The organism is Agromyces indicus, from assembly GCF_031432295.1.
GTDB classification, from domain to species: Bacteria; Actinomycetota; Actinomycetes; order Actinomycetales; family Microbacteriaceae; genus Agromyces; species Agromyces indicus.
This window is the reverse complement of sequence record NZ_JAVKGS010000002.1, coordinates 259,950-284,517: the sequence shown is the minus strand read 5'-3', so window position 1 is coordinate 284,517 and position 24,568 is coordinate 259,950. Positions and strand designations below refer to the sequence as shown.

31 protein-coding genes, 1 tRNA gene and 1 other RNA gene are annotated in these 24,568 nt (G+C 72.0%); 9 read left to right on the top strand and 24 right to left on the bottom strand.

Features of this window, described 5'->3' with window-relative positions; genetic code table 11:
- Positions 1 to 50: 50 nt before the first annotated feature.
- Positions 51 to 872 carry a metal-dependent hydrolase gene (locus tag RH861_RS07655; protein ID WP_310520516.1) on the top strand — a complete coding sequence of 274 codons (822 nt, stop codon included), beginning with the start codon at positions 51 to 53 and terminating at the stop codon, positions 870 to 872.
- Positions 869 to 1,432, top strand: coding sequence for a GNAT family N-acetyltransferase (locus RH861_RS07650; RefSeq protein WP_310520515.1), 564 nt, complete (start codon positions 869 to 871; stop codon positions 1,430 to 1,432). Before RH861_RS07655 ends, RH861_RS07650 begins: the two co-directional genes overlap by 4 nt.
- 98 nt (positions 1,433 to 1,530) lie before the next feature.
- Here the strand turns inward: RH861_RS07650 and RH861_RS07645 are convergent.
- Positions 1,531 to 1,603 (bottom strand) — tRNA-Lys (locus RH861_RS07645).
- A 178-nt stretch (positions 1,604 to 1,781) separates the two neighbouring features.
- Here RH861_RS07645 and hisN point away from each other — a divergent pair.
- The 4 genes from hisN (at position 1,782) to RH861_RS07625 (ending at position 4,577) form a co-directional block, all read left to right on the top strand.
- Positions 1,782 to 2,651: a histidinol-phosphatase gene (hisN, locus tag RH861_RS07640; protein WP_310520514.1), complete on the top strand. Its 870-nt coding sequence runs from the start codon at positions 1,782 to 1,784 to the stop codon at positions 2,649 to 2,651.
- Between the two features lie 51 nt (positions 2,652 to 2,702).
- Positions 2,703 to 3,626 (top strand): LLM class F420-dependent oxidoreductase, encoded by a 924-nt coding sequence (locus tag RH861_RS07635; protein ID WP_310520513.1) that lies wholly within the window; start codon positions 2,703 to 2,705, stop codon positions 3,624 to 3,626.
- Between the two features lie 94 nt (positions 3,627 to 3,720).
- Positions 3,721 to 3,963, top strand: coding sequence for a hypothetical protein (locus tag RH861_RS07630; protein ID WP_310520512.1), 243 nt, complete (start codon positions 3,721 to 3,723; stop codon positions 3,961 to 3,963).
- A 98-nt stretch (positions 3,964 to 4,061) separates the two neighbouring features.
- Positions 4,062 to 4,577: a septum formation family protein gene (locus RH861_RS07625; RefSeq protein WP_310520511.1), complete on the top strand. Its 516-nt coding sequence runs from the start codon at positions 4,062 to 4,064 to the stop codon at positions 4,575 to 4,577.
- Positions 4,578 to 4,653: 76 nt separating this feature from the next.
- Here RH861_RS07625 and ssrA read toward each other — a convergent pair.
- Positions 4,654 to 5,023, bottom strand: a transfer-messenger RNA (tmRNA) gene (gene ssrA, locus RH861_RS07620).
- Between the two features lie 165 nt (positions 5,024 to 5,188).
- On the opposite strand from ssrA, the gene RH861_RS07615 reads away from it, so the two are divergent.
- Positions 5,189 to 5,845, top strand: coding sequence for an SIMPL domain-containing protein (locus RH861_RS07615; protein WP_310520510.1), 657 nt, complete (start codon positions 5,189 to 5,191; stop codon positions 5,843 to 5,845).
- 37 nt (positions 5,846 to 5,882) lie between these two features.
- Here the strand turns inward: RH861_RS07615 and RH861_RS07610 are convergent, their stop codons facing one another.
- The 5 genes from RH861_RS07610 to RH861_RS07590 form a co-directional block, all read right to left on the bottom strand.
- A complete protein-coding gene (locus RH861_RS07610; RefSeq protein ID WP_310520509.1) occupies positions 5,883 to 6,620 on the bottom strand; it encodes a tyrosine-protein phosphatase in 738 nt (245 codons plus the stop codon).
- A 69-nt stretch (positions 6,621 to 6,689) separates the two neighbouring features.
- A complete protein-coding gene (gene smpB, locus RH861_RS07605) occupies positions 6,690 to 7,166 on the bottom strand; it encodes an SsrA-binding protein SmpB (RefSeq protein WP_067945747.1) in 477 nt (158 codons plus the stop codon).
- A gap of 107 nt (positions 7,167 to 7,273) precedes the next feature.
- A complete protein-coding gene (gene ftsX, locus RH861_RS07600) occupies positions 7,274 to 8,185 on the bottom strand; it encodes a permease-like cell division protein FtsX (protein ID WP_067945748.1) in 912 nt (303 codons plus the stop codon).
- Positions 8,182 to 9,558: a cell division ATP-binding protein FtsE gene (gene ftsE, locus RH861_RS07595; protein ID WP_310520508.1), complete on the bottom strand. Its 1,377-nt coding sequence runs from the start codon at positions 9,556 to 9,558 to the stop codon at positions 8,182 to 8,184. The genes ftsX and ftsE overlap by 4 nt, the downstream gene beginning before the upstream one ends.
- An 82-nt stretch (positions 9,559 to 9,640) precedes the next feature.
- Positions 9,641 to 10,180 (bottom strand): flavodoxin domain-containing protein, encoded by a 540-nt coding sequence (locus RH861_RS07590; RefSeq protein WP_310520507.1) that lies wholly within the window; start codon positions 10,178 to 10,180, stop codon positions 9,641 to 9,643.
- 151 nt (positions 10,181 to 10,331) lie between these two features.
- Here RH861_RS07590 and RH861_RS07585 point away from each other — a divergent pair, with 151 nt between their 5' ends.
- Positions 10,332 to 11,126, top strand: a complete 795-nt coding sequence (locus tag RH861_RS07585; RefSeq protein ID WP_310520506.1) for a gamma-glutamyl-gamma-aminobutyrate hydrolase family protein — start codon at positions 10,332 to 10,334, stop codon at positions 11,124 to 11,126.
- 30 nt (positions 11,127 to 11,156) lie between these two features.
- On the opposite strand, the gene prfB is transcribed toward RH861_RS07585, so the two are convergent.
- Positions 11,157 to 12,266 (bottom strand): peptide chain release factor 2, encoded by a 1,110-nt coding sequence (gene prfB, locus RH861_RS07580; protein WP_248598458.1) that lies wholly within the window; start codon positions 12,264 to 12,266, stop codon positions 11,157 to 11,159.
- Positions 12,267 to 12,530: 264 nt separating this feature from the next.
- Here prfB and RH861_RS07575 point away from each other — a divergent pair, with 264 nt between their 5' ends.
- Positions 12,531 to 13,841 carry an MFS transporter gene (locus RH861_RS07575; protein WP_310520505.1) on the top strand — a complete coding sequence of 437 codons (1,311 nt, stop codon included), beginning with the start codon at positions 12,531 to 12,533 and terminating at the stop codon, positions 13,839 to 13,841.
- A gap of 9 nt (positions 13,842 to 13,850) precedes the next feature.
- Here RH861_RS07575 and RH861_RS07570 read toward each other — a convergent pair whose 3' ends face one another.
- From RH861_RS07570 to RH861_RS07495, 16 genes are all read right to left on the bottom strand, one after another.
- Positions 13,851 to 14,309 (bottom strand): pilus assembly protein TadG-related protein, encoded by a 459-nt coding sequence (locus RH861_RS07570; protein WP_310520504.1) that lies wholly within the window; start codon positions 14,307 to 14,309, stop codon positions 13,851 to 13,853.
- Positions 14,306 to 14,821 (bottom strand): hypothetical protein, encoded by a 516-nt coding sequence (locus tag RH861_RS07565; protein ID WP_310520503.1) that lies wholly within the window; start codon positions 14,819 to 14,821, stop codon positions 14,306 to 14,308. Before RH861_RS07565 ends, RH861_RS07570 begins: the two co-directional genes overlap by 4 nt.
- Positions 14,796 to 15,200: a TadE/TadG family type IV pilus assembly protein gene (locus tag RH861_RS07560; RefSeq protein ID WP_310520813.1), complete on the bottom strand. Its 405-nt coding sequence runs from the start codon at positions 15,198 to 15,200 to the stop codon at positions 14,796 to 14,798. Before RH861_RS07560 ends, RH861_RS07565 begins: the two co-directional genes overlap by 26 nt.
- Entirely contained in the window at positions 15,197 to 15,364 is a 168-nt protein-coding gene (locus RH861_RS07555) for a hypothetical protein (protein WP_197467036.1), read from the bottom strand. Before RH861_RS07555 ends, RH861_RS07560 begins: the two co-directional genes overlap by 4 nt.
- 45 nt (positions 15,365 to 15,409) lie before the next feature.
- Positions 15,410 to 16,357, bottom strand: a complete 948-nt coding sequence (locus RH861_RS07550) for a type II secretion system F family protein (RefSeq protein WP_310520502.1) — start codon at positions 16,355 to 16,357, stop codon at positions 15,410 to 15,412.
- Complete coding sequence (locus RH861_RS07545; RefSeq protein ID WP_310520501.1) at positions 16,345 to 16,980, bottom strand: type II secretion system F family protein; 636 nt, start codon at positions 16,978 to 16,980, stop codon at positions 16,345 to 16,347. Before RH861_RS07545 ends, RH861_RS07550 begins: the two co-directional genes overlap by 13 nt.
- The gene (locus RH861_RS07540; RefSeq protein WP_310520500.1) at positions 16,977 to 17,210 is read right to left on the bottom strand and encodes a hypothetical protein; all 234 of its coding nucleotides are present in this window, start codon (positions 17,208 to 17,210) and stop codon (positions 16,977 to 16,979) included. Before RH861_RS07540 ends, RH861_RS07545 begins: the two co-directional genes overlap by 4 nt.
- Positions 17,207 to 18,214, bottom strand: coding sequence for a TadA family conjugal transfer-associated ATPase (locus RH861_RS07535; protein ID WP_310520499.1), 1,008 nt, complete (start codon positions 18,212 to 18,214; stop codon positions 17,207 to 17,209). The genes RH861_RS07540 and RH861_RS07535 overlap by 4 nt, the downstream gene beginning before the upstream one ends.
- Positions 18,215 to 18,442: 228 nt before the next feature.
- Positions 18,443 to 18,664, bottom strand: coding sequence for a hypothetical protein (locus RH861_RS07530; RefSeq protein ID WP_310520498.1), 222 nt, complete (start codon positions 18,662 to 18,664; stop codon positions 18,443 to 18,445).
- A gap of 302 nt (positions 18,665 to 18,966) precedes the next feature.
- Positions 18,967 to 19,371 (bottom strand): hypothetical protein, encoded by a 405-nt coding sequence (locus RH861_RS07525; RefSeq protein ID WP_310520497.1) that lies wholly within the window; start codon positions 19,369 to 19,371, stop codon positions 18,967 to 18,969.
- A gap of 108 nt (positions 19,372 to 19,479) precedes the next feature.
- Positions 19,480 to 19,749, bottom strand: a complete 270-nt coding sequence (locus tag RH861_RS07520; RefSeq protein ID WP_310520496.1) for a hypothetical protein — start codon at positions 19,747 to 19,749, stop codon at positions 19,480 to 19,482.
- 4 nt (positions 19,750 to 19,753) lie between these two features.
- Positions 19,754 to 22,543: a phage tail tape measure protein gene (locus RH861_RS07515; protein WP_310520495.1), complete on the bottom strand. Its 2,790-nt coding sequence runs from the start codon at positions 22,541 to 22,543 to the stop codon at positions 19,754 to 19,756.
- 226 nt (positions 22,544 to 22,769) lie between these two features.
- Positions 22,770 to 23,561 (bottom strand): hypothetical protein, encoded by a 792-nt coding sequence (locus RH861_RS07510; RefSeq protein ID WP_310520494.1) that lies wholly within the window; start codon positions 23,559 to 23,561, stop codon positions 22,770 to 22,772.
- A complete protein-coding gene (locus tag RH861_RS07505; RefSeq protein WP_310520493.1) occupies positions 23,562 to 23,753 on the bottom strand; it encodes a hypothetical protein in 192 nt (63 codons plus the stop codon).
- Between the two features lie 12 nt (positions 23,754 to 23,765).
- On the bottom strand, positions 23,766 to 24,131 hold the full coding sequence (locus tag RH861_RS07500) for a DUF2190 family protein (protein ID WP_310520492.1): 366 nt from the start codon (positions 24,129 to 24,131) through the stop codon (positions 23,766 to 23,768).
- 3 nt (positions 24,132 to 24,134) lie between these two features.
- Positions 24,135 to 24,497, bottom strand: coding sequence for a hypothetical protein (locus tag RH861_RS07495; RefSeq protein ID WP_310520491.1), 363 nt, complete (start codon positions 24,495 to 24,497; stop codon positions 24,135 to 24,137).
- Positions 24,498 to 24,568: the final 71 nt, after the last annotated feature.

The following is a 24,568-nucleotide window of genomic DNA, read 5'->3' as shown; positions in this document are numbered from 1 at the left end:
CTGCGCCAGACTGGTCCTCGCCCTGCCGACCCGAGGAGACCCGCACCGACATGATGGGTGTCACCCATGCCACGAGCGGCGCCGCCGCGTGGATCGCGATCACCAGCACGATGCCCGTCATCACCTTCGGGGCGTACCCGCTCGATCCCGTCGGCGTGCTCGCGGGCACGGCCGTGTGCGCGGGGGCCGCGCTGCTGCCCGACGCCGACCACCACAGCGCGACGATCGCACGATCCGTGCCGGTGCTCGGGCGCCTCGCGACCGGGACGGTCGGGGTGTTCGCGGGCGGCCACCGCCAGGGCGCGCACTCCGCGATCGCGATCGGCGTCGTCGCAGCGGCCGCGTGGGCCCTGACGCTGCTCACCGTCCCCACCGAGGCCTTCGGCACGATCGCCGTCGGCGCCGGCATCGGCACCGCGGCCCTCACCGCGTTCGGCCTCAAGGCCCGGCGGTACGCGCCGTCGTGGCCGGTCGCGTGGCTGCTCGGCGTGCTGCTCGGTGCGTTCATCGTCGTCTTCGCGCCCGACCAGGTCGGATGGTTCCCGCTCGCCGTCACGGTCGGCTTCGTCGCGCACCTCGCCGGGGACTTCCTCACGACGGGCGGGTTGCCGGGCCTGCTCTGGCCGTGGGTGCTGCGGCCGCCGGAGCAGCTCCGGCCCGTGCCCGTGATCAACCGCATCTGGCTGCCCAATGGCTTCGTCGCCCTGCCGGTGCTCGGCGACACGGGTTCGTACCGCGAGGCGCTCTTCGGTACGCTGCTCGCGCTGTACTGCTTCGCGGGGTTCGCGCACGAGGGGCTGGTGCTCGCCGGCGTCGACCTCCTGGCCCTCCTGGCGACGGACGCCGCGAACCCGACCGGAGGCACGCCATGACCGACCCTCAGCCGCACGCCACCAGCATCGGCATCGAACCGGCCGCATCCGCCGCCGACGCCGAGCTGGTCGAGTCGATCGCGGACCTCGTCAACCGCGTCTACGACGAGGCCGAGGCGGGCCTCTGGCTGCCCGGTGCGGAGCGCACGACACCCCACCAGGTCGCCCAGCTCGTCGCGGCCGGGCAGATCGCCACGGCCCGGGAACACGATCGCGTCGTCGGGGCGGTGCGCGTGCACGCGCTCGACGACGACCTCGCGGAGTTCGGCATGCTCGCCGCCGACCCCGACCGACGCGGGCTGGGGATCGGCCGCGACCTCGTCGCGTTCTCCGAACGACTCGCCGCAGGGCGGGGCGCCCGGACGATGCAGCTCGAGCTCCTCGTGCCCGTCTCGTGGGCCCACCCGTCGAAGGAGTTCCTCCGCGCCTGGTACGAGCGCCTCGGATACCGGGTGGTGCGGACCGGCGACCTCGCCGAGCTGCACCCAGAGCTCGCGCCGTTGCTCGCGACCGAGTGCGACCTGCTCGTGTTCCACCGGCCGCTCGCGTCCGCGCGCTGACTCCGGGCAGCCGGGCGCTGACGCCGTCGAGCCGCGAGCGGCGTCCCCGGACGCGAAAAAGCCCCGGATGCTGGCGAGAGCATTCCGGGGCTGATCCGTGCACCCCCAGGGACTTGAACCCTGAACCCACTGATTAAGAGTCAGTTGCTCTGCCGATTGAGCTAGAGGTGCGTTCCGGCGGGATCTGCATCAACCCCGAACCGAGGAACAACGGTATCAGGTGGGCCGCCCCAACGCGAATCGAGGCCGCTCGGGCGCGTCGCGCGTCGAACCCGACGAGCGGCCGCGCACGAATCGGCGTTCCGCCGCGGCATCCGTCGGCGTCTCGCGCCGCGATTAGGCTGGCCGGGTGACGGATGCCACGACCCAGCCGGAACCCCACGACCCCGCCCGCGACGGGGTCGACCCCGATGTCGAGGCGCTCGCGCTCGACAACGACCTCGCGCTCGCCCTCGAGCTGGCCGACCTCGCCGACGCGGCGGCCATGGACCGGTTCCGGGCCGTCGACCTCCGCGTCGACACCAAGCCCGACCGCACGTTCGTGACCGAGGCCGACCTCGCCGTCGAGCGCGCCGTTCGCGACCTGATCGCCGAACGACGACCCGGCGACGGCGTCCTCGGCGAGGAGTACGGCACGCAGGGCTCGGGATCGCGCCAGTGGATCGTCGACCCGATCGACGGCACCTCGAACTTCCTCCGCGGCGTCCCGGTCTGGGGCGCGCTCATCGCGCTCACGGTCGACGGCGTCCCGGTCGTGGGCGTCGCGTCGATGCCCGCGCTCGGCCGTCGCTGGTGGGGCGCACAGGGCCTCGGGGCATTCACCACCGATGCGCCCGGCGCCGAGCCCCGCGCGATCCGGGTGTCGGAGGTGTCCGAGCTCGCCGACGCCTCCCTGAGCTTCCAGAGCATCGCCCAGTGGCGCGACGCCGGGCGGCTCGAGGCGCTGCTCGCCCTCGGCGAGCGGGTCTGGCGCGATCGCGCGTACGGGGACCTCTGGTCGTACTGCCTCCTCGCGGAGGGGCTCGTCGACGTCGTGGCCGAGTTCGACCTGAAGCCGTGGGACATCGCCGCGGCGGTGCCGATCGTCGAGGCGGCCGGCGGCCGGGTGACCTCGACGGCCGGCACGGCGCTGGGCGACGGCAGCGTGCTCGCCACGAACGGTCGCCTCCACGACGCGGTGCTGGGCGTGCTCGATCGCGGCGCGGCATCCGCCGACTGACGCGGCCGGCACCCCACCCGCCCGCGATCGACCGACCGACCGGAGGCCGTCATGGAACTCTGCATCTTCACCGAACCCCAGCAGGGCATGAGCTACGACGAGCAGCTCGCGCAGGCGCAGGCGACCGAGCGGCTCGGGTTCGACGGATGGTTCCGGAGCGACCACTACCTGCGCATGGGCGACGGCTCGCCGCTGCCGGGCCCGACCGACGCCTGGACGACGCTCGCCGGGCTCGCCCGCGAGACCAGCCGCGTCCGGCTCGGCACGCTCGTGTCGTCGGCGACGTTCCGGCACCCGAGCGTGCTCGCCATCCAGGTCGCGCAGGTCGACGCGATGTCGGGGGGTCGCGCCGAGTTCGGCCTCGGCACCGGATGGTTCGCCGAGGAGCATCGCGCGTACGGCATCCCGTTCCCCGACCGCCGGTTCGGCCTGCTCGAGGAGCAACTGGCGATCGTCACCGGGCTGTGGTCCACGCCGGTCGGCGAGACGTTCTCGTTCGCCGGCGAGCACTACGAGCTCGACGCCGCTCCCGCCCTGCCGAAGCCCGTGCAGGCCCGCGTGCCCGTCATCGTCGGCGGCGGCGGTCCGGCGCGCACGCCCGCGATCGCCGCGCGGTACGCGACCGAGTACAACCGGGGCTTCGTGGGCGAGGACGAGATCGCGGTCGCGTTCGCGCGCGTACGGGCCGCCTGCGAGGCGGCCGACCGCGATCCGGCGAGCCTGCGCCTGAGCGTGGCGCTGCCGACGGTCGTGGCGACGGATGACGCCACCTACCGCCGTCGGCTCGACGCGATCGGGGCCGACCCGGCGACGTTCGCCGAGGTCAACGTCGCGGGCACGCCCGAGCGGGCCGTGGAGAAGCTGCAGCGCCTGCGCGACCTCGGCGCCGACCGCGTCTACCTCCAGCTCGTCGACGTGCGCGACCTCGAACACGTGGAACTCATCGGCGCCGAGGTGCTCCCGCACCTGCGTTGACGCGCCATCCGGCGTCACGAGCGGTGACGCGGAGCCTTGCGGAGCGTACCCTTGAGATGAGGGCCGGGGGGCCTCGATGGGGGAAGAGCCGGTGGTGGGGCGGAGACGTCATCAGGTCGAGGACCAGCGACCGCTGGGTCCTGACGACGACCCCTACCTCGCCTATCTCCAGTGGCGCGAAGAGCGCGAGGCGGAGGCCGCCGCGGCGCGCGCCGCCGCGGGCGAGCCGGAGCCCGAACCGCAGGAGGCGGAGTCGGTGTTCGCGGGGCGCACGGGTGGCCTCCGCTCGCTGATCGGGCGCCTCTCGGCACGGCGTCACGTCAACGGCCGCGACTGAGGCGCCGGGGCGCCCTCCCGGAACCGGTGGCGTGCCGCTAGGCTGGCGCGGCCGCACCCGTACGGACGGCGCCTCACCCTCTCGAGACAGGAACCGAATTGCCCTCCATCGTTCGCGTCGCGCGCCCTGCCGCGATCGCCGCCGCCGCCCTCCTCGCCGCGTCGCTCACCGGTTGCGGTGCGATCGGCGACCTCCTGTCGGGACCGGCCCAGCCGGAGCGGGACGAGACCACCCAGGAGATCGTCGAGTCGGCCGACGCCGACGTCTTCGCGCTGCGCGTGGGCGACTGCCTCAACATGATCGCGGCCGACGAGGTGGAGACCGTTCCGGTCGTCCCCTGCGGGGAGCCGCACAGCGACGAGGTGTTCCACGAGTTCCAGATCCCCGACGGCGAGTACCCCGGCGACGACGCCGTGATCGCCGCCGCCGAGGAGTCGTGCCTGGCCGCCTTCGAGCCGTTCATCGGCCTGCCGTTCGAGGAATCGACCCTCGACGTGTCCTGGTACGTGCCCACGCAGCAGTCGTGGGAGGGCATGGACGACCGCACGGTGTCGTGCATGGTCTCCGACCCGGCCGGCGAGGTCACGGGCACGCTGAAGAACGCCCAGTACTGACGCCGGACACGACGAAGGCCGCCCCCTCGGGGGCGGCCTTCGTGCGGCTGGCTTCACGTCGTGCGATGACGGCCGATGGTGGAGATGGGGGGAATTGAACCCCCGTCCATCGCTGTGATTCCACGCCTTCTCCGGGCGCAGCCTGTGCAAGCGTTCTGCTCGGCCCCGACCTTTGCCACAGGCACCCAAGTCGACAGGCCCAGCCTGAGTGAAGTCCCGCACGTCGCTCAGGCGACGACGCGCAGCAAGTTCCCTAGATGACGCCAGCGACCGGGTCGGGAACGCACCCGGGCTGACGGACTATCGGGCTCGCTTAGGCAGCGAGGGCGAAGTCAGACTGCTTCTTATTGGCAGTTATTGTTTTGCAGAGAGCGTTAACGAGATAACCCTGCATCCTCGGCCCGCTTCTCGTGGGTTCGCAGGCGATGTCGAAACCGATCATCCCCATGTGTCGCCGCCCGACCTGGGTCGGATCGACGGGCCGTCAATCGCACGCTGTGGAGTTGCCATGCCCGGGCGGCGAGGCGTTGAAGCGCCTGTCACCCGGCCTTACAGTCTAGAACAGGCGCGGCCGCTCCGCCATTCCCGAGCGGAGTCCTTGGAGGAACCGAATGGCCACGGTCATCGCCGTCAGCGGACGCGCCGAGGTGCGCATCGAACCCGAACTCGGGGCGGTGTCGCTCACCGTCGGTTCGTCCGGAGGGGACCGCGAACCGCTCCTGCGCGACGTCGCCGAGGCGCACGAGCGCCTCCTGGAGGACGTCCGGGAGCTCGAGGCCTCGGGCGTGCTCGACACGTGGTCGGCCGGCCAGTTGCGCGTGTGGTCGCACCGCCCGTGGAACGCCGAGGGCCGGCAGCTTCCGCTCGTGCACCAGGCCAATGCCGACGTCGAGGTCGTGTTCAGCGACCTGTCGGCGCTCGGCGGGTGGCTCGGCCGGGTGACCGGCGCGCCGCACCTCACGCTCGGCGGCATCGAGTGGCGGCTGACGGATGCCACGCGCGACCGCGTGCTCGAGGAGGCGCAGCGCGCCGCGGTCGCCGACGCCGTGCGCAAGGCGGCCGTCTACGCGGAAGCGCTCGGACTCGGCGCGCCCGTCGCGATCGAGCTCGCCGACAGCGGCATGCTCACCACGCCGCAGCCGATGCCGCGACCGCACCAGGCCGTGATGATGCGGGCGATGGCGCTGGACGGTGCTCCCGAAGCCGAGATCGCGCCCGCGAAGCTCGTCATGGAGGCATCCGTCGACGCGCGCTTCCACGCCGATTAGCCGGACCGCCGAGGTCGGCCGACGCACTCAGGCGCGGTCAGCCGCGCTCGATGAGCAGCGACTCGAGCGCGTCGAGTTCGGCTCGCGAAAGCCCCGAGGCGAGCAGGTAGTCGCGTGCGGTGCCGTGCCGGCGTTCGACCTCGTCGAGGGCGACCTCGATCGCCTCGCGCGGGCTGCCGCCCATGAGCGTGCGGAGCTCGGGGGTGTCCGGGATCCCGTACCGGCCGATGAGGGCGACCATCTCCTCGAGCCACTCCCCCGCCAGGTGCGTCTCGGTGAGGATGTAGTCGGCGATAACCGCCTCGCGGTCCACGCCCGCGGCGAGCAGGGTGAGCGCGACCACGATGCCGGTGCGGTCCTTGCCGGCGGTGCAGTGCACGAGCACGGCCCGGTCCCCCGAGGTCGCGATCTCGCGCACGGCGTCGACGACGATGGGCGCGTGCGTGGTCACGATGCGGTGGTAGAGCGCCTCGAGCGAGATCCCGTGCTCGCCCTGCGAGGCGCCCGAGCCCTCGAAGACGGGCAGGCGGCGCACCTCGACGTCGAGCCCCTCGAGGTCGTCGGGCATGAGCCGGGCCTCGTTGTCGTCGCGCAGGTCGATGACGACCCCGACGTCGAGCCGTCGGAGCGCCTCGCGGCCCTCGTCACCGAGACGGTGGAGCCCGTCTGAGCGGTAGAGCACGCCGCGGCGCACGCTCCCACCGCGCGCCGGCAGGCCGCCCACGTCGCGGAAGTTGTACGTGCCCGGCACCGGGATGCGCGTCGAGATCTCCACGGATCGGAGCCTACCCGTGGGTGTCCTACGGGCGGCTGGGAGTCCGCGGAGCGGACCGGCGAAGCGACGTCACTCGCCGAGGTGGCGTCGCGACGCGATCGCGCGCGCCGCCTCGCGCTTGTCCTGCTTCTCGCGGAGCGCCTGGCGCTTGTCGTACTCGCGCTTGCCCTTCGCGACCGCGATCTCGACCTTCGCGCGGCCGTCGCTGAAGTACAGGCGGAGCGGCACGATCGTGTAGCCGCCCTCCTTCGTCTTGTGGCTGATCTTCACGATCTCGTGCTTGTGCAGCAGCAGCTTGCGCTTGCGCCGGGGCGCGTGGTTGTTCCACGTGCCCTCGGTGTACTCGGGGATGTGGACGGCGTCGAGCCACATCTCGCCGCCGTCGATGAAGGCGTACCCGTCGACGAGCGACGCACGCCCCTGCCGCAGCGACTTCACCTCGGTGCCCGACAGCACGATGCCGGCCTCGTAGGTGTCCTCGATGGTGTAGTCGTGGCGCGCCTTGCGGTTGGTCGCGACGACCTTCTCGCCCTGCTCCCTCGGCATGGCGCGCTCCTCTCCTGGCAGCGTTCGAACAGCGGATGCCGCCGGCGTCGGCCGGCAAGCCCTTCAGTCTAGTCCGCCCCGCGGCATCCGCTCACCGTCGGCCGGGATCACACCCGGAGGTACCGCCCGATGGCGATCGCCGCCGAGATCGCCGCGAGCAGCACGCCCACGCCGATGAGGAGCGGCACCACGAGCAGCGCATCGCCCAGCCCCACGAACGTGAACGAGAGCGTCTCGGCGAGGTAGCCCTGCACGAAGAAGTACACGATCGCGACGACCGCGCCCCCCGCGAGGAGCGACCCGATCAGCCCGGCGAAGATGCCCTCGAGCACGAACGGCGTCTGGATGAAGCGGTTGGACGCGCCCACGAGCCGCATGATGCCGAGCTCCTTGCGCCGCGAGTACGCGGAGAGCCGGATGGTCGTCGCGATGAGGAGCGCGGCCGCGATGAGCATCACCCCGGCGACGGCCACGGCCGTGTAGCTCGCCACGTTCAGCACGTTGAAGATCTGGTCGAGGTAGCGGCGTTGGTCGACGACCTGCTCGACGCCGGCGAGCCCCGCGAGGCTCTCGACCAGCACGTCGGACTGCGACGGGTCGACGAGGTTCACCCAGAACGTCTCGTTGAGCACGTCGGGCGTGACGTAGTCCGCGGCGGGCGTGCCCTCGAACTGCTCCTGGAAGTTCTCGTACGCCTGGTCGCGATCCTCGAAGTAGTACTCGTCGATGAACGGCGACAGCGTGGCGCCCGAGAGCTGCGCCTCGACGGCCTCCTTCTGTTCGGGCGTCGCCTCGCCGTCGATGCAGCCCGCGGCCGTCGACACCGCCGTGCACAGGTACACGGCGACCTGGGCGCGGTCGTACCAGTACCCGCGCATCTGCTGGATCTGCAGCTGCAGCAGCGCCGCGATGCCGACGAACGTGAGCGACACGAACGTGACGAGCACGACGGAGACCACCATGGTGGCATTGCGGCGGAGGCCGTTGGCGGCCTCTCCGAGCACGAGTCCGACCCTCACTTGACGGGCCCCACTTCCTGGTCGTCGTCGCCGGGTCGCGGTCCGGCGGGGCTGCGCAGTCCGAGGCGTTCAGCGAGCGTGAGGTTCGCCGACTGCCGGCCGCTCACGGGCGGCGCCGGGCGTCCCGGTGGGCCGTCCGCGTCGTCGTCGACGGATGCCGCGGCATCCGCCTTCGCGCGATCGCCCGTGCCCAGCGGCTCGACAGGTGCGGTCGCGGCCGCGGTGATCGCGGCGGCCTCCTCGGTCACCTCGTCGGTCACCTCCGGCTCGACGTAGAGCGGCGGCGCGTCGCGCATCATCTGCGGCGTGACCTTGGGTGCGGCGGCGGTGACCGTCGGCGGCTCCGCCGGCGTCGGTCGCTCCTCGGGCGCCTCCACGGCGGCGGCCGCCTCGGCGGGGGCCTCCGGCGTCGGGACGTCAGCGGCGGCCGGCGCCGCGGCGGGCGCGGAGACGGGTGCGGCGGCCGGCGCATCGACGGGCTCGGCCGAGCGGCGGCGTCCGAGACCGCGCCGCTTGGGCTTCGGCTTCGGCTCGGGCGCGGCAGCCGCGGGCGCCGGCTCCGACTGCACGGCCGCGGCGGCGGGCGGCGCGGGCTCGGTCGCGGCATCCGTCGCCGCCTCGGCAGCGACCGCCGCCGCCACCGCGCCGGGAACGCCGTCGGCGTGGATGGGCAGGTCCATGACCTCGTGGCTCAGCGCGTACCCGGCGCTCCGGGCGTCGCGGACGACCTCGCCCGAGGACAGCTCGATGACCCGGCGCTGCATCTGGTCGACGATGCCGGCCTCGTGGGTGGCCATGATGACGGTCGTGCCGCCGGCGTTGATGCGCTCGAGCAGGGTCATGATGCCGGCGCTCGTCACCGGGTCCAGGTTGCCCGTCGGCTCGTCGGCGAGGAGGATCTGCGGCTTGTTCACGATCGCCCGGGCGATCGCGACGCGCTGCTGCTCGCCGCCGGAGAGCTCGTGCGGCATCCGCTTGGCCTTGCCGTCGAGGCCGACCAGCTTCAACGTCTCGGGCACGGCCGTCTGGATGTAGCCGCGGGACTTGCCGATCACCCGGAGCGCGAACGCCACGTTGTCGAACACGTTCTTGTTCGGCAGCAGCCGGAAGTCCTGGAATACGACGCCGAGGTTGCGGCGGAAGAACGGCACCTTGCGGCTCGAGATCCGCCTGAGGTCCTGTCCGAGCACGTGGATGCTGCCCGCCGTGGGCTTCTCCTCCTTGAGGATGAGGCGCAGGAAGCTGGACTTGCCCGAGCCCGACGCGCCGACGAGGAACACGAACTCGCCGCGCAGGATCTCGACGGTGATCCCGTCGAGAGCGGGGCGGTTCTGCCCGGGGTAGGTCTTGGTGACGGAGTCGAAGCGGATCATCGCGTTCGAGCGTAGGCGGAATCCATCGGAGTTCGGGCAGCGACACCGGAAAACGGCGTGCTCGCGGACGGGTGGAGCCGGTTCAGTGAGGTGTTCCGGCCGACGAGCGCAGGTCGGCGGCGACGTGATCGGCCCACGAGTCGATCGCGTGCCAATCGCGGAAGTCGCCCTCGGGCAGCGCGTCGTTCGCGGGCATCCAGCTGACGATGCGATCGGGTCCGCGCAGCCGGTCGACGTCGAGCGCGCCGAAGAACACCATGCGGCCGCGCGGATGGATGCGCGACTCGTACTCCTCGAACTGCTTCGGCTCGGCGGCGACGAGCACGTCGTTGCCGTCGCGGTCGATGCGTTCGGTGCCGAGCGGACCGCTGCTGAACAGCCAGGTCGGCTTCGAGGCGAGCACCCCCGTGTTGCGCTCCACGAAGTTCCGGGCGGCCTTGCGCCACTTGCCCATGTAGGCGGCGCTGCCCACCACGTACGCGTCGTACTCGTCGGGTCGGTCGACGTCGCGGCAGCGGAGCACGTCGACGTGGTGCCCCGCGGTGCGCAACCGTGCGCCGATGCGCTCGGCGATGCCCTCGGTCGCCCCGTACTTGCTCGAATACGCGACCAGCACGCGCATGTCGGTCTCCCCTCACCGCGTCCCCCGACGGCCGACTGCGACGCTACGCTCGCCGGCCGCGGGGACCGAGTGCCGAAGGTCCCGGCGCGCCGACCCGGTTCCCGCGACGACGTGCGCGGAGTAGCGTGGCCCCCACCGCTCCGGAGGCTCGATGACCGTTCCGCTCATCGGCGTCGTCGCCGATCGCAAGCCCGCGAGCTCCGGCGCGTGGGTCGACATCCCGACCGACGGGCTGCCGCATTCGTACCTGTCGGCGATCGAGCAGGCGGGCGCCGCTCCCCTGCTGTTCCCGGCCCTCGACGTGCACCTCGACGATCCCGGCCGGCTGCTCGACCGGATCGAGGGCCTGTTCCTCTCCGGCGGCCGCGACGTAGACCCGCACCTGTACGGGGCCACCCCGCACCCGGCCAACGACGAACCCCTCCGCATCCGCGACGAGCTCGAGATCGCGCTGGCCCGGCAGGCTCGCGAGCGCGGCATGCCGGTCTTCGGCGCGTGCCGCGGCATGCAGGTGCTGAACGTCGCCCTCGGCGGCACGCTCGAACAGCACCTGGGCGACCGGGTGGACCTGTCGCCGCATCGCGACGTGTACGGCGTGCACACGGCGCACTCGGTCACGGTCGCGCCCGGCACGCTGCTGGACCGCATCACGCGCGACCGCGACTTCGACATCTCGTCGCACCACCACCAGGCCGTGGACCGGCTCGGCGAAGGGCTCATCGCCTCGGCGTCGGCGCCCGACGGGGTCGTCGAGGCGATCGAGACCACGGACGGCGGGTTCTGCATCGGCGTGCAGTGGCATCCCGAGGAACGACTCGAACCGGAGGGGCTCGCGCTCATCCGGGCATTCGTCGGCGCGGCGCGGGCCTACGCGCAGGGTCGGGCCGACGGTGCGACGGCGGCGCCGATCAGCGCGGCGGCGGCGATCGTCGAGTCGGCGTCGTGACGAACGGATGCCGCGCGGCATCCGTTCGGATCAGTCGTCGGTCTTGCGCTTGCGCCACTTGATGCCGGCGGCGATGAACCCGTCGAGGTCGCCGTCGAACACCTGGCTGGGGTTGCCGACCTCGTACTCGGTGCGGAGGTCCTTCACCATCTGGTACGGCGCGAGCACGTAGGAGCGCATCTGGTCGCCCCAGCTCGCGGTGATGTTGCCCGCGAGCTCCTTCTTCTGGGCGGCCTCCTGCTCCTTCTGCAGCAGGAGCAGCCGCGACTGGAGCACCCGCAGCGCGGCGGCGCGGTTCTGGATCTGCGACTTCTCGTTCTGCATCGACACGACGATGCCGGTCGGAAGGTGCGTGATGCGCACCGCGGAGTCGGTCGTGTTGACCGACTGCCCGCCGGGGCCGCTCGAACGGAACACGTCGACGCGGATGTCGTTGTCGGGGATGTCGACCTCCTGCGCCTCCTCCATGAGCGGGATGACCTCGACCGCGGCGAAACTGGTCTGCCGCTTGCCGGCGGCGCCGAAGGGGCTCATGCGCACGAGGCGGTGCGTGCCCGCCTCGACGGAGAGGGTGCCGAACGCGTACGGGGCATCGATCTCGAAGGTGGCGGACTTGATGCCCGCCTCCTCGGCGTAGCTCGTGTCCATCACGGTGGCGTTGTAGCCGTGCTTCTCGGCCCAGCGCAGGTACATGCGCATGAGCATCTCGGCGAAGTCCGCGGCATCCACCCCGCCCGCGCCGGCGCGGATCGTGATGACGGCGGGCCGCTCGTCCCACTCGCCGTCGAGCAGCGTCTGCACCTCGAGGTCGCCGACGGTCTTCTGCAGCGACGCGAGCTCGGCGCGCGCCTCGGCGGCGGATTCCTCGTCGTCGGCCTCGCGCGCGAGTTCGATGAGCACCTCGAGGTCGTCGAGTCGCGACTCGATGCTCGTGATGCGCGTGAGCTCCGACTGGCGGTGGCTGAGCGCGCTGGTCACCTTCTGCGCGGCCTCGGGGTCGTCCCACAGGTCGGGCGCGCCCGCCTGCTCGCTGAGGCGCGCGATCTCCGCCTTCAGGGCGTCGACGTCGACGACGGCACGGATGTCACGGAACGTGGAGCGCAGCGCGGCGATCTCCTGCGAGAGGTCAAGATCCAACATGGCCTTTCCAGCCTAGTGGGCGGTGCCGGGAGGGGCCTGCGCGCGGGCGCCCGAGTGCGCGGGCGCCCGAGTGCGCGGGCGCGCGAGTGCGCGGGCGCGCGAGTGCGCGGGCGCGCGAGTGCGCGGGCGCGCGACGAGAGCGCGGCCCCGGAGGCACGCGCTCGTCGCGCATCCGCGCGCTCGTGAGGGGCCGCGCGGTCCGGGGCGCCGGGGCGGGAGGAGCGGCGGGCCGAGGGAGGGGGACGCGGGCATACGATCGATCGGGTGACCTCCGACACCGCGCACTCGTTCTCGTGGCGGTCGATCGTCCTCCCCGCGTACCTGCCGACGCTGCTGTTCTCGCTCGGCGAGGGGGCGCTGATCCCCGTCATCCCGGTCGTGGCGACCGAGCGCGGTGCCTCGCTCGCCCTCGCGGGGCTGATCGCGGCGATGCTCATGGTCGGCGAACTCGTCGGCGACCTGCCCGCGGGCTGGCTCGTGGCGCGCATCGGCGAGCGCGCGGCGATGATCGGGGCGGCGGTGCTCGCGTCGGCGGGCACGGTGCTCGCGCTGCTCGTGCCGACGACGTGGGCGCTCGGGATCGGCGTGTTCCTGCTCGGGCTCGCCACGGCCGTGTTCGGGCTGGCCCGGCACGCGTTCCTCACGAGTTACGTGCCGGCCCGGGTGCGGGCGCGGGCGCTGTCGACGCTCGCGGGCGTGTTCCGCGGCGGGTGGGCGATCGGTCCGTTCCTCGCGGCGGGCATCATCGCGTGGACGGGGTCGTCCGCGGCGGTGTTCTGGGTGCTCGTGGCCGCGTGCGCGGCGGTCGTGGTCGTGCTGCTCGTGCTGCCCGACCCCGAGCGGGTGTTCGGTGCGGCGATCCGGTCGCGTGCGGCATCCGCGAACCCGGGCCCCGACGGCGAGACGGATGCCGCGCACGGGGTGTGGCGCGCGATCGTCACGCATCGCGGCGTCCTCGCCCGCATCGGTACGGGCGTGGGCCTGCTCGCGGCGATCCGGGCGAGCCGCACGGTGATCGTGCCGCTGTGGGCGGTGTCGATCGGCATGCGACCGGATGCCGCGGCTCTGGTGATCGGCATCGCCGCGACGGTCGACTTCGCCCTCTTCTACGTCAGCGGGCACGTGATGGACCGGCACGGACGCCTCTGGAGCGCGATCCCGGGTCTCGTGGGCCTCGCCGCCGGGCACTTCGTGCTCGCGGTGACGCATGACGTGCCGGGTGCGGTCGCCTGGTTCACCGCGGCGGCCATCCTGCTCGGGCTTGCGAACGGGCTCTCGTCGGGGGTGATCCTGACCGTCGGCGCGGATCTCGCGCCGAAGGCGAACCCCGCGCCGTTCCTCGGCGCCTACCGCACGATCGCCGACGCGGGCCAGGCGGCTGCGCCGCTCGCGGTGGCGGGGGTCACGTCGGCGGTGTCGATCATGGCCGCGAGCGCGACCATGGGGGTCGTCGGCCTCATCGGCGCGGCGATGCTCTGGCGCTGGATCCCGCGCTACGTGCCCGCACGGCCGCGGCATCCGTCGCCCGCCGACGCCGACCGCGACGAGGGTTGGACGTCCGCCGCCGACACCTGAGCCGCGCGGTCAGTGGAAGACCGAGCGGGCGTCGGCCGTGACCTCGATCGGCACCGTGAGCGGCGTGAACTCGGAGTGGATCGGCGCGTGCCAGGTGGCGCGGAGGGTGACCGTCGCGCTTCGGCCGTCCGCGGAGCCCGCTCGGACCAGTTCGAGGCCGCGCAGCGAGTGGGCGGCGTCGCCGAGATACCCGGATGCCACGGCGCGGACGCGCGCGTCGTCGAGCTCGTAGGTCAGGCGGTCGCCGTCGATCCGCACGTCTTCCAGTCGCCACGACTCGGCGGCGGCCAGCGCCGCACCGTCGGCGAGGGTGAAGAGCCGCTTCCGCTCGAGGTACAGCGAGGTCGCGGAGACGACCACGAGCACGAGGGCGAGCGCGAGGACGCCGTAGAACATGGTGAGCAGGAGGGTCGAGCCGTCCTCGTCAGTAAGCCGACTCCTCCCAGCCGTCCGCGTCGTCCGCGTCATGACGGCCCGGTGAAGCGGGAGACCGTGTGCGTGGCGATCCCGTCGAGCTGCACCGTGCCGATGGAGCTCGCGGCGAGCGCCTGCGGCACGAGCGGGAGCGCGACTGCGGCGCTCACGCGGACCGTGATGCGGGTGCCCGGCTCGTCGCACGCCGCGGAGCAGTCGACGGCGATGGTGGCGGCGGCGGCGTCGATCCCGTAGTCGGCGAGCACCACGCGCACCGTGCGCTCGACGGATGACGCAGACCCGCCGTCATCCGTCTGCAGCACCGCGATGCGGGCCGCCTGCCTCGCCGCCCCCTCGACGCCGAGCGCGGCGGCCTGGATCGACGCAAGCGCGAGCACGAGGTAGACGAGCGGTACGAGGAGGATCATGCCGACCGTGAGGAACTCGAGCGACGCCGAGCCGTCGTCCGCGGCGAACCGTGGCCGCAGCCGGCGTCGCAGGGCGTTGAATCCTGAGCCCGGCGATACGGGCCCATCGGGATCAGCCGAGCGTCTCGACAGGGGCATGGCCCGTCACCTCCAGCGCGCGTTCCGGTCCGAGGAGTCCGACGACCGGGAGGGTCGTGCGGACCGTGACCGCGATCGCCGTCGCGCCGCCGACGTTCGTGGTCGTCGCGCTGACGTCGCCGGCGTAGTCCGCCGCGATCGCCGCGCCGATGAGCGCCCGGGTCCTCTCGACGCCGGCCGCGGGCGACGAGCCCGCGAGAGCCGCGTAGCGCGCTCCCTCTGCGGCTGCGTCCAGCACGGTGTTGCGGACGTGCAGGGCGAGGGCGAGCTGCACCACCGCGAGCACGAGCGCGGTGAGCAGCACGCCGACGAGCGAGAACTCCGCGACGGCCGAGCCGCGTTCGTCGCGGAGCCGCTCGGCGAACCCGCGGGACGTCAGAACCCCGTGACGCGTCCGATCGCCTGGTCGAACACCCCGCTGAGCGCCGGCCCGGCGAGGCCCCAGATGAGGATCACGAGTCCGGCCGTCATCAGGGTGATGAGCACCCAGCCGGGCACGTCGCCTCGGTCGTCGGTCAGGCGTCGACGGAGCGTCTCGATCATGCGGGGTCCTTTCGCGGTGGGCGGATCGGGTGGCGAGGCGGCGCATCAGAAGCCCGCCTGGAGGACGAGGTAGCCGGGGAACAACGCGAAGGCGATGGTGACCGGCAGGATGAGGAACACGAGCGGCACGAGCATCGCGATCTCCTTGCGACCGGCGAGCTCGATGATGCTGCGCTTGGCTTCGGCGCGTGCGTCGCCGGCCTGCGCGCGGAGCACCGCAGCGAGCGGCGCACCCCGGTCGAGCGCGCCGAGCGCCTGGTCGAGCGCGCGCGCCAGCCCGGGATGCTCGAGTCCGTCGCGGAGGTCGGCCAGCGCGACCTGCAGCGGGACCCCGGCGCTCACCGCGGAGACGACCTCGGCGAACTCGGCGGGCAGTTCCCCCGAGCCGGCACGGGCGACGCGGCGCAGGGCGTCGAGCATGCCCTCGCCGGCGGTGAGGCTCAGCGTGAGGAACTCGAGCATGGTCGGCAGCTCGGACGAGATGCGGCTGAGCCGACGGCGCGCCGCCCGCTGGAGGATCCAGTCGCGAGCGACCGCTCCGGCGGCACCGAACAGGAGGGGCAGGAGCGCTCGGACGACCGGCGGCGCCGCGACGAGCGCCGGTGCGAACAGCGCGAGGGCCGCGCCGAGCGCGAAGGTCCCACCCGCCCATGCGAGTTGTTCACCCCGGAAGCGCTCGACCGTGGCCGTGGAGCCGGCCTGGCGCAGGCGCCTGGCGATCGTGTCGTTGCCGCCGAGGACCGTGGAGAGGACGCCGCGGAGGCGCCGGGCTGCGGGGAGGACGAGAAGTCCGAGCACGCTGCCCGGATCGGCGGAGGGTCGTGCCCGCATCGCGCGGGCCTCGGCCGAGAAGTCGGTGATGTACGGCGCCACGCGGTCGACCAGCCGGGGGCGACCGAGCCGCGGGGCGGAGGCGACGACGAGCCAGAGCCCGAGGCCGAGCACGGCACCGAGCGCGGCCGAGACGGCGGGCGCGGCGCTCAGGTGAACCATCGGCGCTCCTCTGGGAGACGGCCGAGGCCGATCATGAGTCGGTACGCGATGAGCGTGACCCCGACGCCGCACAGGATGAGTGCCGAGCCCGCGGCGGAGTCGTAGGCGCGCAGCGTCTCCGGTCGGCTCGCGAGTACGAGCAGGAGGAGCCACGGAGCCGCCACGCCGAGCCGGGCGGCGTTGCGGATCCACGACTGCCGCGCGCTCACCTCGGCGCGCACCGCGGCATCCTCGCGCAGGTACACGGCGAGTCCTCGGAGAACCGCGGTGAGGTCGGTGCCGCCGACCTCGCGCGCCATGCGGAGGGTCTCGAGGATGCGGTCGGCGGTCGGGTCGGCGAGTCGCGCCTTGAGCGTGTCGACGGCGCCGCCGAAGTCCCCGGTGCGGCGGAACTCGTCGTCGAACGAGGCGAAGGCCGCCCGCGTCGCCGCCGGGCCGAGGTCGCCCAGCGCGCCGATGCTGTCGGGAAGCGACATCCCGGCGCGCACGCTGGCGACGAGGTGATCGACGACGTCGGGCCAGATCGCCCGATTGCGGATGCGGCGCCGGTTCGCGCGGGCGCGGATCACGACCGGAAGCAGCAGGAGGCCGAGGACGCCGCCGACCACGGCGAGCACCGTCACGCCGAAGCGGCCTGGCCGACGGCGGCGCCCACGACGGCGAGCACGAGGGTGACGGCGAGCACGGCCGGGATGGGCGCACCGGGGACGCCGGCGAGCGCGAGTTCGTCGGCCAGCGCCGAACGCCGACGTGTCGGAGGGGTGGCCTCGCCGCCGCGAGGAGAGGGCCACAACAGCGGCGAGACCACGAGGAGCAGGCCGACGCCGAGCGTCGCACCGAGCATGACGCTCACGCCGCGACCTCGCCGGCGTCGAGGACCACCGCGGGATCGAAGCCCGCGGCGGCGTACTTCTCGAGGCGGGCCGGGCGGAGGCCGGTCGCGACGAGGGCGTGCGAATGCGGATCGAGCCGGAAGATCGGCTCGGCGTCGACGCCGGCGCCGGTGGTCGCGCCGGTGGTCGCTTCGATCGACGCGACCCGGCGATGACCGCGGCGATCGATGGTGAGGTGGACGACCAGGTCGACGCAGGTCGCCACCGTCGGAACGACGAAGGCGGAGTCGATGTTGCGGCCCGCGAGCAGCGGCAGCGTGCACAGTTTGGCGAGGGCGTCGCGCGCCGAGTTGGCGTGGATCGTGCACATGCCGGGCACCCCGGAGTTCAGGGCGATGAGCAGGTCGAGGCTCTCGGCCTCGCGCACCTCGCCGACGATGAGCCGGTCCGGTCGCATGCGGAGGGCCTCCTTGATGAGACGGCGGAGGGTGATCTCGCCGGTGCCCTCGAGGTTCGGCTGCCGGCACTGCATCGCGACGAGGTCGCGCACGTCGAGGTCGAGCTCGAAGGTCTCCTCGACCGTGACGACGCGTTCCCCGGCTCGAGCGCCCGACATGAGGGCGTTGACCATCGTGGTCTTGCCCGTGTGCGTGGCGCCGGAGACCAGGATGTTCGCGCCGGCGAGCACGCTCATCCGCAGGAACTCGGCAGCGGGACGCGTGAGCGACCCGAGTTCGACGAGCTGACCCAGCGAGCGGATGCGCTGCTGGAACTTGCGGATGTTCACCGCCCAGTGCGCGCGCGTCACATCGGGGATGGCGACGTGCAGCCGGGAGCCGTCGGGCAGGGACGCGTCGACGAACGGCGATGACAGGTCGACGCGGCGCCCGGAGTGCTGCAGCATCCGTTCGACGAGGTCGCGCACCTCGCGGTCGGACAGCACGACCGTCGTCAGCTCGGGCACGCCGGCCCGGGCGACGAACACGCGGGTCGGCGAGTTGATCCAGAACTCCCGACGTGGCAACGGCAGACGACGGAAGAGGCCGACTCCCGCGAGATTCCGCGGAAGCCGACCCCCTCGATCGTTGGTCACCAGTGGCGATTAGTGACCATGCTGACGAACGGCTGACGAATCAGACGCGCATCCGGTGGTTGCAGTCGTTGCACGAGGCATTCGTGTCGAGCTGGAACCGCGGGTCGTGCGAGAGCTTCCCGCCGCACTCCTCGCACGGCGTCGGGATCGGCGCCGGCATCAGAACACCACCGCCGACCGCCCGGCGGGCTCGTCGAACTCCTCCACCAGGATGGGCACGCCCGGCGTCACGAAGATCCACTTCACGATGCCGTTCTTCGTCGGCACCTGGAGCCACCCGTCACCGCCCGCGGCCATCGCCACGCCGCCCCTCAGATCCTTCGGGTCGACCTCCGAGTCCACCGTGATCTTGTGCTCCCCATACTGCAGTCTGAGCCCCATACTGGCCCCCTCTCATCAATGCCCCGGACGAGGCGCCGATGAGTCTAGATCTGAGGTCCGACACGTTCGGGTCAAAATCAGCCCATGCGCGTGCACTGCTCGCAGCGCCGATTGCGGCCGGTGCCGCTCGCACGGTTGCGTGCGGGGATCTGCTGGCCCGTGGGACAGTCGCTGTGGTCGTGGTAGACGTCAGGGTCGCTCGGGTTGGTTGAGTGGTAGGCCGGGACGCGCATCGGTCGCTCCTTCTGGTTGAGGTTGGAGCCACCGAGCGTAGGACCGCAGCCGGGGGTCCGGGTCAGGGCCTACCCTGATCCTCGCCGACGCAGGTTCCGCTCGACCGCTTCCACGTAGTCCAACTCGAGTTGTGCCCGCTCCTCGTCCGTCATCGGAACCCGATCCTGAGGCCGCACCCGATGCCTCCGCAGGAACAGCTCCAGCACGTTCTCCGGCCGCTCCAGACGGTGATCCTCGCCCGCGTTTCGACCCGGTTTCGCGGGCGCCTCAGCAGCCTCAGCACGCACCAGCCGCGCGAGCACCGACTGATACTCCTTCAGCAGCGTCAGAGGGGCGCTCTCAGCCCCCTGCGCATCCAGACGACGCGCGAGATTCCGGGCCAGACCGATCAACGCCGCATGCCGGCCCCGCTCGTCCAAACCGGCCGCCGCGACCTGCCGATTCACCTCGATCAGGTGCTTCCTACCAGCCATCACAACCTCCTCGACAGTGGTGAAGAACTCGAAGCCCGGGGAGGGAGGACGACGCCTCCGAGGGGTTGTCCGCCTCCATCGGGGTTGCTGGATTTTCTGACGGTTTGGTCACTCGGGCGCCGGGAGGTCGTCGAACCAGGGACCGGGCCTGATGCCGCCGTTGGCCTCCAGCGCTGTGGCGATGAGTCCGCCTGCGAGGGCCCACGCCTCGGCGGGCGTGAAGCGCATCCGGCGGGCGCTCATCATGACGATGACCTCCGCGTAGTTCGGCGGTTCGGTGCCGAGAGTGCTGATGTGGACCACACCGGACGGGAGGCTCAGCGCGATCCGCTTGGTGGGGCGTCCTCGCTCGGGCTGGGGCTGCTGCTCGCTGGTCATGTTGTCAGGCTCTCCCGGTCGTGGAGTCCCACACGTTCGACGCGCCCAGCGCGCCCTGGATGGGATCGATCGGGAGGCTGATGCCGACCCGGTCGCGGATCTCGCGGAGCAGCTGCAGCGCGATCGGCGGGAAGGCCGGCGCCGGCATCGCCCGGGCGCCGCTCGTGAGGCCGCCGTCCGCCATCGGCAGCACGACGCCCATACGGCGCATCGCCTCGAACAGGATCGCCATGGACCGCGCGGAGCCGTCGAGCGGGATGTAGGCCTCCGCGACGTCGCCGCGGTCGCCGACGACGCGCCACGTGTTCGCGGGGACCATTTGCGCGATGGGCTGCATCGGCGTCAGCCCGCGGAGGCCGCCCTGCGCCATGAACTCGAGCACCGAGCCGTTGGCCTGCATGCCGACGTTGATCGGCCGGCCGGACGCGTCGACGTAGAGCTGCACGACGCGGCCGGAGTAGTCGCGGATGAACCCGTCGACCTTGCGAATCGCCGGCTGCGTGTCGGCCGTGATCACCACGGTCCCATCGGGCAGGGTCGTGATCCGGTCGGCGAGGGACTGCACCTTCCCCTTCTCCGCGTCGGCGTTGGAGCTGTACTCCGTCTTCGCGTCGGTCGGGGTCTGCAGGACCGTGTCGATCAGCGCCTGCGCCTGCTCCTTCGTCAGGCCCATCTGCGTGAGCTGCCCGACGAGCGCCTCCGTGCCGGCCCGGTACCGCTCCGCGAGCTCCTCCTGCGATTCGCCCGACGCCGACGCAGCGACCTGCTCGTCCTGCAGGGCGATCACCGCGTTGCGGATCTGCTCCTCGAGCTGACGCCCCGAGTCCGACGCGGACAGGTTCGCGAGGTTGATGCCGTCGAGCGCGAGGAGCGCCCCCTCAGCGTCGACACCGACCTGGCCGAGCGCGCCGGCGAGCCGCACCGACGCGTCGTTGAGGTAGCCCACCGCGATCGCGCCGTCCATGAAGCCGTTGAACTTGTCGCGGGTCCCCTCGAGTCCCGGGATCAGGTTCTCCCGGATCGCTCCGGCGGCCTCCGCGGTCTCGTCCTTGAAGCCCCGCATCTGCTCGGCGATACCGATCATCTCGCCACCGCCCTGCGGATTCAGGATCGCCATGGCGCGCCCGATGCCGTCGACGACGGTCGCGAGCGGGCCGGACACGAACTCGCCGAACGCCTCAGTGCCGGACGCGGCGGACTCGACAACCGAGATGCCGAAGTCGATCGCGCCGTTCACCAGGTCCGCGAAGAACTGCAGCAGCGGTCCGCGGTTCTCCGAGACCCAGTCGGCGAAGTCTCCGAGCGGCTCGGAGAACGCCGACGCGAGCGCGCCCTGGATTCCCTCCGCGGCGACCTCGATGTTCCGCTTCGCCTGCTCGACCTTCGCGGCGTCGTTGCCGGCGAGCGTGTCGAACATGGCCCGCGCGGCGCCCTCCACACCGTTGAGCTGCTCGACCGCAGTCGACAGATCCATCGCGAACAGCGCCTCGCCGAGGTCTTCCGCCTGCGTGCCGAAGAGCGCGACGGCCGCCCGTGTGCGGTCGGCGCCGGCCTCCATGCCGCCCAGCTTCGTGAGCACCTCCTCGAGGGCGTCGCGGGCGCCGGGCCCGCCCTCCGCGATCGTCTGCATCGCGGCCTCGGCGTTCATCCCGAGGATCTGGAAGCCCTCCGCGGCTGTCCCGTCGCTCGCGCGGATCTGGAATTCCTTCAACGCGTCCGCCGCGAGGTCGCTGTTACGCGCGCCGGCGTCGAGTCCCTGGTTGATCAGGCCGAGCGCTTCCGCGCCAGACAGGCCGAGGCGGGCGAACAGCGCCGGGTACTCGGTGAACGTGTCGAGCATGTCCTCCGACACGTTCACACCGTTGCGGGCGCCAGCAGCGATGATGTCGAACGCCTCGTCGGCCGACTTCGCCAGACCGGTGCGGAGCAGCTGCGTGACAGCCGCAGCGACCGGGCGGACGTCCTCGCCGAGCACGTCCGCGATGCCGGCGAGACTCTCGACGACGCGCTGCGCCGACCGGGTCGACGTGTCCGCGTCGATGAGGTCGAACTGCAGCGCCAGGCGGGCGGTGTCCATGTTGGACTCGATCGACTCGCCGAAGTTCGAGGCGTAGGCCTCCCCGGCCGCGCGCCCCAGTCGCAGCGCGTCCGCCTCGGAGATGCCCGTGAGCGCCTGCAACCGGTCGTACCGAGCCTCCTGAGCCAGCCCGTCGTTGAACGCGTCGATGAGCGCGCTCGCGGCTGCAGCGCCGACACCAACGATCGCCCCAGCGATCGGGATCGTCGCCAGCGCCGCCACGATGTTCGCGCCGAACTCCTCGCCGGCATCCTCGCCAGCGTCGCCCGCGATGTCCTTCGCACCCGCCAGGGCGTCCTCGGCCGGCGCAGTGTTCGCGTCGACCTCCATCACGGCGCGCGCGGAGCGGAGCCCGTCGAGGTTCCGCTGCACCTTGGAGAGGTTCGCCTCGGCCCGGCGGATGTCGGCGGAGACGTCGAGCTCGGTCTCCACGGACTTGAGATAGTCGAGGCGCTCGTAGACCCGCATGAAGGACTTCTCGGCGCGCTCGATGTTCGCGTCGACCGTGGCGATCGTCTTCGCCGAGACGATCCGCTTCGCCGACTCCTCGACGCGATCCATGCTCTCCAGAGCATCCTTCGCGTCCGCGTCGACCTTCGTCTTGATCGGCTTCTTCTCGAGCCGCTCGCCCGCCGACTTGACCGTCTTCTCCGCCTTCGCGACATCCGTCGTGTCCGCGGTGAACAGAATCTCGAGCTCAGCAGCCCTCAGGGCCATGGTCGCCTCCTCGGCACTCGTGAGAATGGGAGAGGGGCTCGCGTCGTCCGCCGCGAGCCCCTCGTGCGCTTAGGGCACTCACCCCGTTGCCGGAGCGAGGGACCGATCCCCGTTGCGCTGTGTCGGGTGCCGACCCCGCCCAAGCGTCGGCATTCCCTGATCGACTCGTGCCGGCCCCAGGCGTGGAGAACGACGCTGGACGGGCGGCTCGGGTCGAGGTCATGAGCTAGAAGGTGAACGGCCTCGAGACGACGCCGGCCGCGATCAGCTTCTCGTGCACCTCGGTGGGCGTGTTGAGGCGGAGGCCGCCGGCTGCGAGCGCGAGCCAGTCGATCGCGCCGTCGATGCGCTCGTGGAGGTAGTAGCGGCCCGTGGTGGACCAGTTGTCGCCCTCGGCGAAGCACACCGAGTAGTCGACGACCTGGCCGGCGCCGCCCATGGTCGGGATCGGGCCGTCGAACTCGTCCCGGGTGGGGCTCACGTCGAACGTCTCGCTGATCGCCTTCCGGAGCTGCACGATCGGGGCGATCGCGGCCAGCGCGTCGCGCGTGGCGCGCCATGCCGTGCTCGCGTTCTCGTCGGCCCGGTCGATGACCTGATCGGACGACGTCCGCGACGTGAACCGGAACTCCTGCGCCGCGACGACGAGCGGCTCAGCGAGCTCGGCGAACTTGGGGCGGAGGTCCTCGACGATCCGGTCAAGATCGGGCCGCACCGCCTCATGGACCTCTCGGAGGACCTGGCCCTGGAACTCCTGCACAGCGGCGCCGAGGCCGCGGCCGCCGCCCGGGCCGAGCGTCCAGAAGTGCGACCGCGCCGCGAGCGTGTCCACGCGGGCGCGAGCCTGCGCGTCGGTCAACTTCAGCACCGACCCGGTCGGCGGAGTGTCGTGCTCGGTCGCGATCTGCAGCAGCTCGAGGCCACGCGTGATCGCGGACGGCACGGGGATGTCGTTGAGTTCGAGCTGCCCCTTCATCAGGTGCAGGGCGCCCGGCGAGAGGGTGATCCGCTTGGCCATCTACTTCTCCTTCGTCGAGACGGGCTCGATGAGCTTGTTTGCGAGCAGGTGCTCGATGTGGTTGGGGTTCGCATCGGTGGGCACGAGAGCGCCGCGGGCGACGTCGACGAACCGGCCGTCGAGCCGCTTCACGCTCACGCCGTGCCGGATCACCTGATACCGCTGGCCGCCGCCGAAAAGGTAGCTATTCATGTCGCCGACCTCCTAGACGAACAGGACGTCGACGGTGGCCACGGTCGGGGATGACCCGGTCAGTGCGAGGCCGATGGGGAACGAGCCGGCGCCGAGCGCGGCGACCTGGCCGTCGGCCGCGGACGTGACCTTGTCGCCCGGGAGGATCGTGCCGGCCGGGATCAGACCGTGGACGCCGCCCGCGCGGGTGAACACGACCACCAGCTCACCCTCCGCTGCGTCGTTGCCGGCGACGCCGATCGCGCGGGAGTCATCCGCGCCGGTGTGCTCGACGAGCCGGTCACCGACCGCGGCGACCAGGCGGCCGCCGATGACGTCCGCTGCGGCGGTGAACGTGGCGGCCGCACCGGGGTTGAACTTGGGCAGGTAGTCGACCATGGGCTAGGCCCCCTTCGTGTCGGTCCAGCCGGCCTTCGCGGCCAGCGCTTCGTCATCCGCATCGAGCGCGGCCGGACTGTTCGTGCCCCACGCGGCCGGACTGTTCGTGCCCCACGCCGCCGCGTACAGGGCCTCGTCCGACGACGCCGTGCCGATCGGCGCCGGGCGGCCGGTGGGAGTCTGGCGGGCGGCCGGCTTCGCGAGCTTCGCGTCGAGCGCCGAGTAGATCGATCCCAGCGTCGGGCCGGAATCGGGGTCGATCCCGAGTCGGTCGCACAGCGCGACGAACAACGCGGACGCAGAGCCGCGGTCCTTGCCCGCCTGCGCGCGAACCGCGCGGTCCCGGCCGTGTCGGGTGAACGTCATGATGATCCTCCGAGGGTTGCGTCGAGATTCGACTTGCCGCGGGCCGAAGCCAGTTCGCGGTGACCCCTCGG